Here is a 14,166-nt window from a genome sequence, read left to right as displayed (position 1 = left end):
CCGGGAGGCGCTTACCTCTGTCCGAGAGTGGTCCCGGGACGTTGTGCTCTGCTGTTCACTCGCTCGCGTGTCCCACGATCGGCGGTGCCGGGAAACCGGCGCGCGGCTTGCCCGGGGCGGACGGTCTCCATCCCCAGAGGGTCCGGCAGTCCACCGCGTCGACGGTGCTCCGCCCCGGGCAGGTCTGACGCGCGATGGTCGCGCTGCGGCGGTTACGACCGGGTCTGTTGCCCGAACGGTTACCGGAACGATGTCTGCCCGTGTGGTGCAGGCCACTCATACTGATGATGTGATCGACGAGTTGCAGCGCGAGTACGCGGAGATCCGCGACCTCCTCAGCGCCCTCCAGCGGCGGGTGGTCCGCCTCGGGGTCAGTCCAGAGTGGAGTGGTTCCCTGCAACGGCTCGTCAGAGAACTAACCGACCAGCTCGAGCACGCGGTCGACCAGGCCCGCGGTCAGGAAGAAGCACCTACGCGTTTCCGGACCCGTCCCCCGAGGCTGCGCTAGCCGTGCGCGGAACGTCTGGCTCCCGCCGGGATTCGCGGCGCTCCGGAGCCTGGCCGCGCCCGCACCGAGGATGAACTGGTCGGCCAGCGCTTCGCGTCGAGAACCGCGATCAGGGCCTCCTCGATCTGCTGCCGGGGTACATCACCCTTGCCATGCGCTGATCAGCCGCGCGCCCCAACGAGTGCGGATGCATCCGTGCCACCGCTGCTCATGACGTCGAAGGCTTCGGTGCGGCGGTGGAGTGGAGGACAATGCAGCTGATCAGGTGCTCTTCCGGAGAACGCTGCCCGGACGGGTCGCGTGTTGACCTCCGTGACAGTTGCGGTGTAACACTGGTCGCGTCGTGCTTCGTGGTGCGCGACACAGGGCTTGGAGGGGTGTGGCGTGACGGGGACGGGTGGCCCGCTGGCCGGGGTCAGGGTCGTGGAACTGGCAGGTATCGGCCCCGCTCCGTTCTGCGCGATGCTGCTGGCGGATCTGGGCGCCGACGTGGTGCGGGTGGACCGACCCGGCGCCGTCAGCGGCGCGCACGACCTGCTCAACCGGGGCAAGCGGTCCCTCCGGGTCGACCTCAAACACGAGCAGGGCGCGGCCGTGGTGCTCGCCCTGGCCGAGCGGGCGGACGTGCTGCTCGAAGGGCTGCGGCCCGGTGTCACCGAACGCCTGGGCGTGGGGCCCGAGCAGTGCTGGGCGGTCAACCCGCGGCTGATCTACGGGCGGATGACCGGGTGGGGGCAGGACGGGCCGCTGGCGCCCACCGCCGGGCACGACATCGACTACATCTCGCTGACCGGCATGCTGCACGCCATCGGCCGCCGGGGCGGTCCGCCGCAGGTCCCGGCTAATTTGCTCGGTGACTTCGGCGGCGGTGCCCTCTACCTGGCGGTGGGGGTGCTCGCCGCCCTGCTGGAGGCCCGCACCAGCGGCCGCGGCCAGGTCGTCGACGCCGCCATCGTCGATGGCGCCGCGCACCTGGGCGCCATGCTGTTCGGTTTCCTCGCCTCCGGAGACTGGCGGACCGAGCGTGGCACGAACCTGCTCGACACCGGAGCGCCCTACTACGACGTGTACGAGACCTTCGACGGCGAGTACGTCTCGGTCGGCGCTCTCGAACCCCAGTTCTACGCCGAGCTGCTGGAGCGCCTCGGCCTGACCGGCCAGGTGCCCGACCGCGACGACCCGGCGAACTGGCCCGCGCTGCGGGAGCGGTTCGCCGCGGTGTTCCGGCAGCGCACCCGCCAGGAGTGGGCGGAGCTGTTCGCCGACTCCGACGCCTGCGTCGCCCCGGTGCTGTCGATGACCGAAGCCGAGGCGCACCCGCACATCGCTGCCCGGCGGACCCTGGTGCGGCGCGACGGTGTCCTGCAACCGGCGCCCGCGCCCCGCTTCAGCCGCACCCCCAACCCGCCGCCCGGACCGGTCGCCCGGCCGGGCGCGGACACTGTCGAGGTGCTGCAGGACTGGAAGATCCCCGCGGAACTGGCCGAATCCGGCGCCATCCTGCCCGCCGGTGAGTGACAGAAAAGTTCCCATGCTCGCACCCGTGGCAGGAACGTTCCCTTGCTCACCGCGGGCCTGGACATCGAGAGGAAGCGTGACCTGATGCGCCGGGAGCTGTTCGAACCCGAGCACGAGGCGTTCCGCGAGACGGTGCGCGCCTTCATCGCCAGGGAACTCGTGCCGCACACCGAGGAGTGGGAGGCCGCCGGGGTGGTCAGCCGCGAGGCGTGGCTGGCCGCCGGCGCCCAGGGGCTGCTGGGCTTCGCTGTCGACGAGCGCTACGGCGGTGGCGGCGTGGACGACTTCCGCTTCAATGTCGTCTTCGACGAGGAACTGGTCGCCGCCGGCGTCTCCGGGTTCGGTTCACCGCTGCACAACGACATCATCGCCCCCTATCTGATCGCGCTGGCGAACGAGGAGCAGAAGCAGCGCTGGCTGCCCGGGTTCTGCTCCGGCGAGCTGATCACCGCGATCGCCATGACCGAACCGGGCGCGGGCAGCGACCTGCAGGGCATTCGCACCACCGCGGTCCGCGACGGCGACCACTACGTGCTCAACGGGCAGAAAACCTTCATCAGCAACGGCATCCTCGCCGACCTGGTGATCGTGGTGGCCCGCACCGACCCGGACGCCGGGCACGAGGGCATCAGCCTGCTGGTGGTGGAACGCGGCATGCCCGGGTTCGAACGCGGCCGCAACCTCGACAAGATCGGCCAGAAGGCGCAGGACACCGCCGAGCTGTTCTTCAACGACGTGCGGGTGCCCGCCCGCAACCTCCTCGGCGAGGAGGGCAAAGGCTTCATCTACCTGATGCAGAATCTGCCCCAGGAACGGCTGTCGATCGCCGTCGCCGCGGCCGCCACCGCCGAGAAGGTCCTCGAGCTCACCAAGCAGTACTGCCGGGACCGCACCGCGTTCGGCCGCCCGATCGGCACGTTCCAGCACATCCGCTTCGAACTGGCCGAGATGGCCACCGAGGTGGAGATCGGCCGGGTGTTCACCGATCGTTGCGTCCAGGACCACGTTCGCGGTGAACTGGACGGCGAGCACGCGGCGATGGCCAAGTGGTGGCTCAGCGAGCTGAACAAGCGGGTCGTGGACCGCTGTCTGCAGCTGCACGGCGGCTACGGCTACATGACCGAGTACCCGGTCGCGAAGGCGTTCCTGGACTCGCGCATCCAGACGATCTACGGCGGCACCACCGAGATCATGAAGGAGATCATCGGGCGTGGAATGGGTTTCTGACCCGCGGCCGGCAGGAGGCACAGCCATGGACTGGATCGTCGCCCCCGACCACGACGGGCGTGCGCTGGCCGATGTGCTGCCGTCGCTGCTGGGCGCGATGGGGGTGGCGGGTTTCGTCGACACCATCGGCTTCCCGACCTGCCGCACGGCCGCGGTGCTGCTCGTCGACGGCCTGGGCCACGACCTGTTGCGCGAGCACGCCGCCGACGCGCCGTTCATGGCCTCGCTGCTGACGTCCCCACCGCTGAAGGCGGGATTCCCGACCACCACGGTCACCAGCCTCACCTCGCTGGGCACCGGCCGCTGCGCCGGTGAGCACGGCGTCGTCGGCTACACCTTCGCCGAACCCTCGGGCGGGCTGCTGCACCCGTTGAGCTGGGGAACCCACGGCACCACCGGCAACCGCCGCAGCCTGCTGGAGCAGTGGCCGCCGGAGCAGGCGCAGCCGACGGCGACGGTGCTGGAGCGCGCGGCCGCCGCGGGCGTGGACGTCCGCACCGCGGTGCCGCGGGAGTTCCGCGGTACCGGCCTGACCCGGGCCGCGCTGCGCGGCGGCGAGTTCCGCGGGGTCAGCGCGCTGGGCGACCTCGCCGCCGAACTGCTGGCCGCGCTCGGCGCCGGCGGCCCTGCGCTGTGCTACGGCTACCACGGGCACCTCGACCTGCTCGGGCACGTCCACGGGCCCGGTTCGCTGCCGTGGCGGCTGCAACTGACCCAGATCGACCGGCTGGTGGTGACGCTGGCCGAGCACCTGCCGCCGTCGGCGGTGCTCGCGGTGGTCGCCGACCACGGCATGGTCGCCGTCGACCCCGCCGACGCCTTCGACGCCGACACCGATCCCGCGCTGCGCGCCGGGGTCCGCCTGCTCGGCGGTGAACCACGCGCCCGCCAGGTCTATGTCGAACCCGGGGCGCTGGTGGACGTGCAGGCGACGTGGTCGGAGACGATCGGCGACCGCGGTGTCGTGATCACCGGCCAGCAGGCCATCGACGACGGCTGGTTCGGGCCGGTGGTCGGCGACGGGGTGCGCGGCCGCATCGGCGACGTGCTCGCGATCATGCGCGACAGCGCGGTGATCCGCTCCGCGGTGGAGCCGGGGGAGTCGGCGCTGCGCGGCCACCACGGGTCGCTGACCTCCGCCGAGCAGCTGGTCCCGGTGCTGGTGCTGGGCGGGTGAGGGGCTGTTCGGGCCGCGGTGAGTGACCCGGCGACCTGCTGGCCGGGATCGCTGTCGCGGACCTGACTACCGGCGAAGCAGGAGCGTCGAGCCGTCGGCGAAGTCGAGCTGCGCGAACGGTGCGCCGAGGAACGTGCGGCCCAGCACCACGTCGCGGACACCCCGCACCGCGCTCGGCGGCTGTTCCCACCACGTGACCAGCGGGGCCGGGGGCTGCTCGACGAACCGGGCCGGGATGACCACGGCGAGCCGCTGCGTCGTGGCGACCAGCCAGGCGTAGCCGTTTCCGGCCGTCAGCACGTCGGCGACCTGCACGGCGAGCTGGCGGCCCTCGGCGGCCGTCGCCCACCCGCGAATCCCGCGGTCGTGCACCCACTCGTCGCCGAGGTGCTCCCCGCGGGCGACCAGCTCGGACGGCTCGGGGTAGTCCTCCGACACCGGTTGCGTGCACGTCGGTACCGGGTTGACCGGTGCGTGCGGCACGCGGCTGTGACCGGCCACTGTGGACGCCAGGAACCCCGGGCGCCGCTCGAAGATCCGGTGCAGCGACTCGCCCGGGCGCAGCCACCCCTGCCCGGCCAGCTGCGTGAGGTCGTTCGGTGTCGCTACCAACTTCCGCCCCCGTTGCCCCGTACCAGGCCCAGCACCAGATCCGGCTCCGCCCCCGAGGGGATGTGCAGGTCGAGCCGCGACCCGTCGGTGAAGGTGATCCGCAGGTACTGGCCGTCGCGGTTGTCCCTGTCGTAGCCGAGCCAGCGGAACTCCCGCCGCACCACCTCGTAGCCGCTGATCTGATCGGTGCGCACGCAGGCGCGTTCGACGACCTCGGGCACCCCCTCCTTGGGGATGATGCGGCCCTTGAAGTTGTCGACGGAGCCCATGGTGGCGGTGAAGTCCTCCAGGAGCCTGCCGACCGGGTTGCCCTTGACGAACGCGTCGACCTTGTCCAGCACCTTGTCGACAGCGTCACGCGGCTGCTCGGGAAGCTTGGCGAGCTCCAGCAGTGCCAGGCGAGCAGGTGTGGCGACCAGAATCCCGGGAAGCTCGCCGGGGACGGCCTCGCCCGAGGTCGCTGTCATCCGCACGGCCAGGCTGTCGACCTGCCGGGCCGACACCACCGCGGTCGGGCGGGAACGTTGGTCAGCCTGCTCGGCGCTGTCGAACAGCCACGCGTTGATGCGGATCGGCAGCGCCCCGGCCTGGAAAGCGGCGCGGGTGAGGATGTTGCGACGCTTCTTGCCGTGTTCGGTGAGGCCACGCACCTCGAACAGCGGGGTGTGGTAAGGGTCGGGGAACGCCCACACGATGGGTTCCCCCGGTTCGCACCACCACCTGCGCGCGCTGAGCATGAGGTGTTCCTGGGAGTAGTACACCGGTCAGCGGACTCCTAACGTGATCACGAGAAGCCCTTCTCCTGCACGGCTTTCCGTTCCTCCGGGGTGAGCTGGCCGTTGAGGCGCTGGTTTGCCTGGTCGTACATCTCCTTGGGGATCTGCTTGACGGCTTGGCCCTCGGCGGTTTCGACGACACCGGACATCGCGGCTTTACCGAGCGAGTCCTTGCCGCCGAGCACCCCGCCGATCACCTTGCCGCTGACGCTGGCCGCCAAGGCTGCCTCGCCAGTTTTCTCCATTCCGAACCGGCCCATGAACACGTTGCTGGTCTTGGACGCGAAGATCGGCGTGCCGTCGGGGTTGGTGCCGATCTCCTTGCTCTTGGTCTTGGCCAGCCGGTCGACCAGGAACCGCTGCAAACGGCCCTGGGACCGGATCCTGTTGAGCAGCTCCTCGAGCTTCTTCAGCCACTTGTAGAGCTGTGCCTGGACCTTCGCGACCTGGGCGGCGATCCGGCCGCCGGTGACGCCGACCGATGCCGTGGTGGTGGCGCTGGCCGCGCCCACGGAGGCGCCCGCGGTGATCCAGGACGCGGCGAGGGCGGCGAGCCACTGGATGATCAGGCTGATGATCAACTCGGTGATGATGTTGATGACCAGCTCGACGAACATGTCGAACATGTCCGCGATGCCGTCGAGGGTGTCCTTGAGCCCGCGGACGTCCTCGGCCAGCGCCTTGGCCCCGGCGCCGAACTCGGTCATCTGCTTGCGGAACGCGTCGCCGTCCTGGCCGACCCAGGTACTCGCGGTCGCCGCGGCGCGCTTGGGTTCCTGCTCGGCGACCTCGTCGAGCCACCGGGCGACCTGCTCCCAGCCCTTGCCGGTGGCGCGCATCTGCTCGGGGTCGCCGATGGCCTGTTCGGCGATCTCGATCAGCGGGGTCAGCACGATCGACACCAAAAAGCCCAGGCCGTTGTCCAGTAGGGCCTGTCCGGGATTCTGCAGGAGCTGCAGCGTCTCCTGACGTCCGGAGATCAGCGCCGAGGTCCACTCCGGCGCGGCGGAGCCGTCTGTGAGGTTGTCGCCGTTGGTGTTGAGCGCCGCGTCGCGCACCCCGTAGGCCGCGTTGGCCACGGACGACCCGCGGGAGAGGGTCTGCTCCGCCCAGTTCTTGCGGGTGGCGTCGCCCTGGTTCAGCTCGGTGAAGGTTCCCGGTCCGGTCATCCTGCGAGTCCCTCCCCGGCCTTGTTCAGCACCTCGATGATCTTGCGCTCGGTCTCGTCGTAGTCCTTGATGGTGTCCTCAAGCGCCTGCTTGGTCTCCATCAGGAACTGCCGCGCCTTGCGGGCGGTCTCCTGACAGCCCTGCAGCGTTTCGAAGTACCTGTCGCTGATGCCGATCGCGTTGCCGACCGGGCCGAAGCACTGGTCGTCGGTGCGCGCCTGCTCCAGCAGCTGCGCCAGCTGCCCGAACTTGTCGGCGAGGCTTTCGCAGCCGCCGCCGTGCCCGGACAGCGTCCCGGGCGTCACCTGCAGTTGGCCACCCACGTCGTCACCTCCCAACGCCAGACCGGTTCCGGTCGTAGGGTCTGGTTGTCGGCTTCTGACGTTCGCCGGGTTCGCTCGGTTCCGTCCGATTGCGCGGCGCCGGGCTCCGGTGGCGCCGCGAGATCATCGGCGCAATCCTCCCACGGGGGACAATGGGCGCGGAGCGGACATCTGGTCCACCTCTTGTATCTATCTTGTGAACAACCTAGGGTTCCCGGTGATCGGAACAGCTCTTCCGTAGCCCGGAATTCCATCGGGAGGCTGACAATGCAGTCGACCAGCCCCGACGTCGAGCGGCCCGCGCTCCCCGCGGTGGTGCGGCGCTTCCACGAGGCACTGCCGCCCGACCTGGTGATCACCGACCCCCAGCAGCTGCGCACCTACGAGTGTGACGGGCTCACCAGCCACCGCGTCGTGCCCGCCGTCGTGGTGCTGCCCGAAACCGCCGAACAGGTCCAGCAGGTCGTGCGGATCTGCGCCGAACACCGGGTGCCGTTCGTGGCCCGCGGCTCCGGCACCGGCCTGTCCGGCGGCGCCCTCCCGCACGCCGACGGGGTCCTGCTGGTGACCTCGAAGATGCGGCGCATCCTGGAGATCGACCTGGCCAACGAGCGGGCCGTGGTCGAACCCGGGGTGATCAACCTCGACGTCACCCGCGCCGTCGCCGCGCAGGGCTACTACTTCGCGCCCGACCCGTCCAGCCAGCAGGTGTGCTCGGTCGGCGGCAACGTCGCGGAGAACTCCGGCGGCGCGCACTGCCTGAAGTACGGCTTCACCACCAACCACATCCTCGGCCTGGAGGTCGTCACACCCGACGGCGAGATCGTGCAACTCGGCGGCCCCGCCCGCGAAGCCCCCGGCTACGACCTGCTGGGTGCCTTCATCGGCAGCGAGGGCACGCTCGGCGTGGTCACCAAGATCACCGTGCGGCTGCTGCGGAAACCGGAAGCCGTGCAGACCCTGCTGGCCGGGTTCGCCTCGACCGACGAGGCCGGCGCGGCGGTGTCGGCGATCATCGCCGACGGCGTCACCCCCGCGGCGATCGAGATGATGGACGCCCTGGCCATCGAGGCTGCGGAACAGGCCGTGCAGTGCGGCTACCCGCCGGGCGCGGGGGCGGTGCTGGTCGTCGAACTCGACGGCCCGGCCGCCGAGGTCGAACACACCTTCGCCGAGGTGAAGCGGCACTGCCGCGAGCACGGCGCGTTCGAGATCCGGGTCGCCGCCGACGACCACGATCGGGCAATGATCTGGAAGGGCCGCAAGTCGGCGTTCGCCGCGGTCGGTCGCATCAGCCCCGACTACATCGTGCAGGACGGGGTGATCCCGCGGACCGCGCTGCCCGAGGTGCTGGGCCGCATCGCTCGCCTGTCCGCCGAGACCGGGGTGCGGGTGGCCAACGTCTTCCACGCCGGCGACGGCAACCTGCACCCCCTGGTGCTGTTCGACGACGCCGAACCCGGCGCCGGCGAACGCGCCGAGGCGGTCTCCGGCGCGATCCTCGACCTGTGCATCGAGCACGGCGGCTCGATCACCGGTGAACACGGCGTCGGCGCGGACAAGGTCAAGTACATGGGCCGCATGTTCACCGCCGACGACCTCGACACCATGCAGCGCGTGCGCTGCGCCTTCGACCCGGTCGGCATCTGCAACCCGGGCAAGATCTTCCCCACGCCGAGGCTCTGCGGCGAGGTCCCCGGGCCCCGGCGTGGCGTGCACCCCCTGACCGAAGCGGGATTGGCGGACCAGTTCTGATGCACACCACCGGAACCGAGAACACCGCGCGGGACGCGCTGGCTGCAGCGCTCGGCGCGGAACACGTGCGGGACGCGACAGCTGATGACGCCATCAGCGGGGTCCAGCCCCGCTGGGTGGCCACCGTGGACGGCACCGAAAGCGCCTCGGCGGCGATGAAGGTCGCCGCCGAGCACGGCCTGGTGGTGGTGCCCAAGGGCTCCGGCAGCAAACTCGACTGGGGCGCGCCGCCGCGATCGGTCGACCTGCTGCTGGACGTCTCGGCCGCCACCGGAATCGTCGAGCACGCCGCCGGCGACCTCGTCGTGCACGCCCTCGCCGGAACACCGCTCGCCGAGGTCAACGCGGCCGTGCGGGCCGCGGGCCAGCAGCTCGCCATCGACCAGCCGCTGCCGACCGCCACCGTCGGCGGCGTGATCGCCACCGGCACCGCGGGTCCTGCCCGCCACCTCTTCGGCGGCGTCCGCGATCTGCTCATCGGCATCACCGTGGTGCGCGCCGACGGCACGGTCACCACCGCCGGCGGCAAAGTCGTCAAGAACGTCGCCGGCTACGACCTCGGCAAGCTCTACACCGGCTCCCACGGAACCCTCGGCGTGATCACCGAAGCGGTGTTCCGTCTGCACCCGCTCGCCGCCGAACACCGCTGGATCACCCTCACCACCGACGATCCCGCGACCGCCGCCGAAGCCGCCGACACCGTCCGGCACTCCCAGGCCATGCCCACCGCGATCGAACTCGACCAGCCCGACCCTGGTGGGCCGATCACGGTGTGCGCGCAACTCGAGGGCAGACCCACCGCCACCCACGACCGCGCGGTCGCGCTCGCCGCGGCCATCGGGCACGGCGCCGAGGTCCTCGACCGCGCACCGCGATGGTGGGGCGAATACCCCTTCGACCCGGCCGCGGGCATCGGGCTGCGGATGGGCGTCGAACCCGCCGCGCTCGCGCGACTGCTCACCGCCACCCGCGAAGCGGCGTCCGCCCACGGCCTACCGCTGGCGGTGCGAGGCGCCGCCGGACTCGGCGTGCTGCACGCGGGACTCCCCGGCGACGCCGACCCCAGCGCGGTCGCCGGACTCCTCGCCGCGCTGCGCGCCCGCACCGAATACACGGTGCTGGAACGGGCACCCCGCATCGTGCTCACCGCTACAGACCCGTGGGGGCCCGTCGACCCTGGGCTGCTCGCGCTGATGCGGCGCACCAAGGACCAGTTCGACCCGGAGCACCGGCTCGCCCCAGGCCGGTACGTGGGAGGGATCTGATGACCGACACCGGTGCCTTCGACGCGCTGCACCCGCCGCAGCGCGAACTCATCGACGACTGCGTCCACTGCGGGTTCTGTCTCCCGACCTGCCCCACCTACGAGCTGTGGGGCGAGGAGATGGACTCCCCGCGCGGCCGCATCTACCTCATGAAGCAGGGCCTGGAAGGCGAACCGCTCACCGACACCATGGTCGGCCACTTCGACGCCTGCCTCGGCTGTATGGCCTGCGTGACCGCGTGCCCCTCCGGCGTGCAGTACGGCACCCTCATCACCGAGACACGCGCCCAGGTGGAACGGCGGCACCCCCGCAGCGGCTGGGAGAAACTGCTGCGCACCGCGATCTTCACGCTGTTTCCGTACCCCCGGCGGCTCCGGGCGTTGCGCGGACCGCTCGCCCTCTACCAACGCCTCGGCCTCGGGCGGCTGCTGAAGCGGACCGGGCTCATGGCGAAACTGCCGGACGCCCTGCAGGTGATGGAATCCCTCGCGCCACCCATCACCCGCGCCCCCAAACTCGGCACCCGGGTGCCCGCGCGCGGCAAACGCCGGGCAGTCGTGGGCATGGTCACCGGCTGCGTGCAGAGCGCCTTCTTCCCCGACGTCAACGCCGCCACCGCGCGCATCCTCGCCGCCGAAGGCTGCGACGTCGTGATCCCACCCGCCCAGGGCTGCTGCGGGGCGCTCAGCGAACACTCCGGGCGGGAAACCGAAGCCGTGAAGTTCGCCCGCGACCTACTCGACACCTTCCGCCGATCCGATGTGGACTACGTCGTCATCAACTCCGCGGGCTGCGGCTCCACGCTCAAGGAATACCCGCGGCTGCTGCGCGACGACCCCGAGTACGCCGAACTCGCCGAGCAGTTCTCCGCACGCGTGCGCGACATCGCCGAACTCCTCGTCGAACTCGGCCCGGTCGCCGAACGGCACCCGCTGCCGGTGACCGTCGCCTACCACGACGCCTGCCACCTCGCCCACGGACAGGGCATCCGGTCCCAACCCCGGGAACTCCTCCGCGCCATCCCCCAACTGGAGGTCCGGGAGATCAACCGGGCCGAACTGTGCTGTGGCTCGGCAGGCGTCTACAACCTCCTGCAACCCCAGGCGGCCCGCGAACTCGGCGACCGCAAGGCGGCCAACGTCCTCGCCACCGGGGCCCAACTGCTGGTGACCGCCAACCCGGGCTGCTCGATGCAGATCCGCACGGCCCTCGAACGCCGAGGTGAACACCTCCCGATGGCGCACACGGTCCAGGTCCTCGACGCCTCGATCCGCGGCGCGGGAGTGGATTCCCTCCTCCGCAGCTGACCGAACGCCCCTGCGGCGCCGCGGGTTCGCCAGCAAGGGAACCTTCCTGCCAGAAGTGACAGGAAGGTTCCCTTTGTATCGGGGGCCTTCGGGGCCTGCGTCGACAGTCCATATATGGGCTCTGACCAGCACAAACAGTGCTGAGGAGTACCGACGTGTTTGGACGGTTTCCGACCCTCGGACGGCCTGGTGACGGCCTGGCGGACGGTGGGCAAGATCGGCCGGGGTGGTGCCGTGATGATTATTTCAGCTCTGCTGATGCTGCGGTGATCGCTCACGCGGGCTCGGTGATGGCGGTGATGGTCGCGGACCTCGCGCACCATCACATGGGTGATGGCGAGTGGGTGGTCTGCGGCGGTCCGGCTGACGAGTGGATGCGGCTGGCGGAAGTGCTCGGCAACGTGGAGGCGGCCGTGGCGGACGCTCGACGGCGGCTGGTTCCGGTGCGGCGGTGGCTCGGTCGCTCGGCGTCGGCGGGGGTAGCGGACGCGCCAGGTCGTGAGTATGAGCGGGGCACGGGGTGGCGAGGCTGCCTCGTGCTCCGCTCGTTTCGTGGTAGGTGGTCTCCACCTGCAAGTGAGGGGCCTTCGCGCTCTTCCCGCCGACCTGGCGCTAGCCGTATCAGGCAGTGTCAAGGGGCGCTCTTCGCGTCTTACGTGAGGGTGGATGCGGTCTGCCCCTTGACGCTGTCTGATACCCCTTGGGGAGGTCGGCGGGAAGAGCGCAGGTCCGCGAACGGACCGCAGCCTGCGGGCTCCTCCTTTTTCCTGCTGGCCTGCCTGGGGTCTGGGGGCGGCGAGCGCCCCAGTCGTGCCCCGCGCACAGGGCGACGTCACGTCCTGTTTATGGTTGAACACGCTGAGTGGCGTGGGGGTTGCGTCAGGGTCCGCCGTTCACGTTGGTGAACGTGGCTGGCCGCCTTCGCCTGGTCGTAATCTGGGAGGGGACCAGGCTCCGCGTAGGGGCGGCAGCCGGATCACCCCCACGTGGCTTGGCGCGTTGAGGACATGGCAACCAGCATTGTCCAGGCGCGCGGAACTGGGCGGTGGTGATGTCTGAGGTATGCCTTGTTCCACAACGTCGGTCTTGCGTTGTCGGTGCTTGTCATCGTGACGGTCGCGTTCCTGGTGTTCGGAGCATGGGGGCTCTACCGGGTTCTTCGGCACTGCGACGACGCAAGCAAGTTGCGGCGGGTGGCGTTCAGGTTCCACTCGCGGCGAACCTCGGTTGAGCTACTCGTGGTTCACACAGACGATGCGGAGCAGGATGCCTCACCGGGGGTGTTGGAAAGCGAGATCGGGGATGGATCACGTACGTAGGCTGCGTCGAAGGTGTCGGTCTCTGGCTAGCACGTCCGTTGATCACAGGCCCGTGGCTGGCGTCCGTCCCGGGCGGCTGCCGGGGTGCGCGGGCGCGGTCGGCCGCCAGGCCGCAGGCGCAGCCCGCGCGGGTCCCCGGCAGGGCGCCGCCGTGGCGGCGCCCCTTGATCTTGTAGAGAAAAATTCGGCAACGACCCGCTTCACCGCGGTTCAGAGTCGTGGCAGGCGCGATATCGATCTGAATCCGTTCGTCGCCCGCGCCTCACAGGCGGCGTCCTCCGCCCACGCGGACGATGGCCGTGGGCTTGGGCGTGTCACCGAATTACTCCCCACCAGAGCTGTTGGATGGAGTCATTGAGATCAGCCATCAGGTCGGTTGAAACTCGGTCAGTGCTTTCGTAACGGGTTCTCGCCTCCACGAATAGAGTCGCGAGAAGGGCTCCTGCGATGAGGATGCCTAATGTTTTGACGCGCATCGTTTCCTTCTTGGTGATATGCACGCGGGGACCTGCGCCGATCCCCGCGCTGACCGGTGAACTCATTTCATAGCGGGCCGCTACCGTCGACCCGTGTAGCCTTTAGTGGCGGTGATGGTTGCGCCGAAAATGCACCGCATGCAGGTGATTGGCCTGCATGACCTCGGCCAGCATCCCGCGTGCGTCTGCATTTTTCCTGGGTGCTGCCAGCGGTGGTGTTGTTCGGACAACTGGGGTCACAGGCCGCCTACATATGACTGGATTGCGGTGCGAATCCTATCCTCGTAGCCGATGAGATCGGCTGTGTCCTACTTGGCCTGCGCGAGTAGTCCCAACATTTCGGTGACGCTGCCGCCAGGATCGTTGGAACCATGGGTGAGCATCCGGATGTGGATGTAGTGCTGTTCGAACTTGTTCTCGATTTCCATGAGCGGACCGACGATTTCATCGAGAATTTGCTCGGGTATGGCGGAAAGCTGGGCTTTGATCTCTTCGACGTTCATGGGTGGTGTTTGACTCGCTTGCTTCTCTGTTGCGGGTTACCGGATAGGAGTGATCTGCACGGTGCGCGACGGTCCGGCATGGTGACCGGTGGCCGTGCCGGTCGGGGGGGGGTGTTCCTATGGTTTTGTCAAGCGGCGGCTGGGGGTGCCGGGGGTTGGGTTGTGGGGCGGGTTGGCTGGTAGAGGGTCTTGTTGCGGAGCATGGCGAACAGGACGTCGCAGCGTCGGCGG

General features: G+C 69.7%; 11 protein-coding genes. 6 read left to right on the top strand and 5 right to left on the bottom strand.

What is annotated here, in order from left to right:
* The first annotated feature begins 892 nt into the window (after positions 1–892).
* From IEY17_RS22820 to IEY17_RS22810, 3 genes are all read left to right on the top strand, one after another.
* The gene (locus IEY17_RS22820) at positions 893–2,026 is read left to right on the top strand and encodes a CaiB/BaiF CoA transferase family protein (RefSeq protein WP_229680512.1); all 1,134 of its coding nucleotides are present in this window, start codon (positions 893–895) and stop codon (positions 2,024–2,026) included.
* Between the two features lie 84 nt (positions 2,027–2,110).
* Positions 2,111–3,253: an acyl-CoA dehydrogenase family protein gene (locus IEY17_RS22815; RefSeq protein WP_188991271.1), complete on the top strand. Its 1,143-nt coding sequence runs from the start codon at positions 2,111–2,113 to the stop codon at positions 3,251–3,253.
* A gap of 25 nt (positions 3,254–3,278) precedes the next feature.
* Entirely contained in the window at positions 3,279–4,430 is a 1,152-nt protein-coding gene (locus tag IEY17_RS22810; protein WP_188991122.1) for an alkaline phosphatase family protein, read from the top strand.
* A 66-nt stretch (positions 4,431–4,496) separates the two neighbouring features.
* On the opposite strand, the gene IEY17_RS22805 is transcribed toward IEY17_RS22810, so the two are convergent.
* Genes IEY17_RS22805 through IEY17_RS22790 form a run of 4 tightly spaced genes read right to left on the bottom strand, consistent with a single transcriptional unit; the run spans position 4,497 to position 7,310 of the window.
* A complete protein-coding gene (locus tag IEY17_RS22805) occupies positions 4,497–5,042 on the bottom strand; it encodes a hypothetical protein (protein ID WP_188991121.1) in 546 nt (181 codons plus the stop codon).
* Positions 5,036–5,803, bottom strand: coding sequence for a hypothetical protein (locus tag IEY17_RS22800; RefSeq protein ID WP_188991119.1), 768 nt, complete (start codon positions 5,801–5,803; stop codon positions 5,036–5,038). Before IEY17_RS22800 ends, IEY17_RS22805 begins: the two co-directional genes overlap by 7 nt.
* A 23-nt stretch (positions 5,804–5,826) precedes the next feature.
* The gene (locus IEY17_RS22795) at positions 5,827–6,987 is read right to left on the bottom strand and encodes a WXG100 family type VII secretion target (RefSeq protein WP_188991117.1); all 1,161 of its coding nucleotides are present in this window, start codon (positions 6,985–6,987) and stop codon (positions 5,827–5,829) included.
* The gene (locus IEY17_RS22790) at positions 6,984–7,310 is read right to left on the bottom strand and encodes a hypothetical protein (RefSeq protein ID WP_188991115.1); all 327 of its coding nucleotides are present in this window, start codon (positions 7,308–7,310) and stop codon (positions 6,984–6,986) included. The genes IEY17_RS22795 and IEY17_RS22790 overlap by 4 nt, the downstream gene beginning before the upstream one ends.
* A 267-nt stretch (positions 7,311–7,577) precedes the next feature.
* Here IEY17_RS22790 and IEY17_RS22785 point away from each other — a divergent pair, with 267 nt between their 5' ends.
* From IEY17_RS22785 to IEY17_RS22775, 3 genes are read left to right on the top strand one after another with little or no spacing between them, the layout of a single operon-like run.
* Positions 7,578–9,065 (top strand): FAD-linked oxidase C-terminal domain-containing protein, encoded by a 1,488-nt coding sequence (locus tag IEY17_RS22785; RefSeq protein ID WP_188991113.1) that lies wholly within the window; start codon positions 7,578–7,580, stop codon positions 9,063–9,065.
* A complete protein-coding gene (locus tag IEY17_RS22780) occupies positions 9,065–10,330 on the top strand; it encodes an FAD-binding oxidoreductase (RefSeq protein WP_188991111.1) in 1,266 nt (421 codons plus the stop codon). Before IEY17_RS22785 ends, IEY17_RS22780 begins: the two co-directional genes overlap by 1 nt.
* The gene (locus IEY17_RS22775) at positions 10,330–11,637 is read left to right on the top strand and encodes a (Fe-S)-binding protein (protein ID WP_188991109.1); all 1,308 of its coding nucleotides are present in this window, start codon (positions 10,330–10,332) and stop codon (positions 11,635–11,637) included. Before IEY17_RS22780 ends, IEY17_RS22775 begins: the two co-directional genes overlap by 1 nt.
* A gap of 2,103 nt (positions 11,638–13,740) precedes the next feature.
* On the opposite strand, the gene IEY17_RS22770 is transcribed toward IEY17_RS22775, so the two are convergent.
* Positions 13,741–13,935: a hypothetical protein gene (locus tag IEY17_RS22770; RefSeq protein WP_188991107.1), complete on the bottom strand. Its 195-nt coding sequence runs from the start codon at positions 13,933–13,935 to the stop codon at positions 13,741–13,743.
* Positions 13,936–14,166 lie beyond the last annotated feature (231 nt).

The organism is Saccharopolyspora thermophila (assembly GCF_014646075.1).
Lineage (GTDB): Bacteria > Actinomycetota > Actinomycetes > Mycobacteriales > Pseudonocardiaceae > Saccharopolyspora > Saccharopolyspora thermophila.
The sequence above is the reverse complement of the archived record's forward strand: the minus strand, read 5'-3'. Positions and strand labels throughout refer to the sequence as shown.

Bases quoted from the DNA above. Each gene is read 5' to 3' on its own strand.
- IEY17_RS22775 (WP_188991109.1), top strand. From the start codon at position 10,330: ATGACCGACACCGGTGCCTTCGACGCGCTGCACCCGCCGCAGCGCGAA.
- IEY17_RS22780 (WP_188991111.1), top strand. From the start codon at position 9,065: ATGCACACCACCGGAACCGAGAACACCGCGCGGGACGCGCTGGCTGCA.
- IEY17_RS22810 (WP_188991122.1), top strand. From the start codon at position 3,279: ATGGACTGGATCGTCGCCCCCGACCACGACGGGCGTGCGCTGGCCGAT.
- IEY17_RS22815 (WP_188991271.1), top strand. From the start codon at position 2,111: ATGCGCCGGGAGCTGTTCGAACCCGAGCACGAGGCGTTCCGCGAGACG.
- IEY17_RS22770 (WP_188991107.1), bottom strand. From the start codon at position 13,935: ATGAACGTCGAAGAGATCAAAGCCCAGCTTTCCGCCATACCCGAGCAA.
- IEY17_RS22785 (WP_188991113.1), top strand. From the start codon at position 7,578: ATGCAGTCGACCAGCCCCGACGTCGAGCGGCCCGCGCTCCCCGCGGTG.
- IEY17_RS22795 (WP_188991117.1), bottom strand. From the start codon at position 6,987: ATGACCGGACCGGGAACCTTCACCGAGCTGAACCAGGGCGACGCCACC.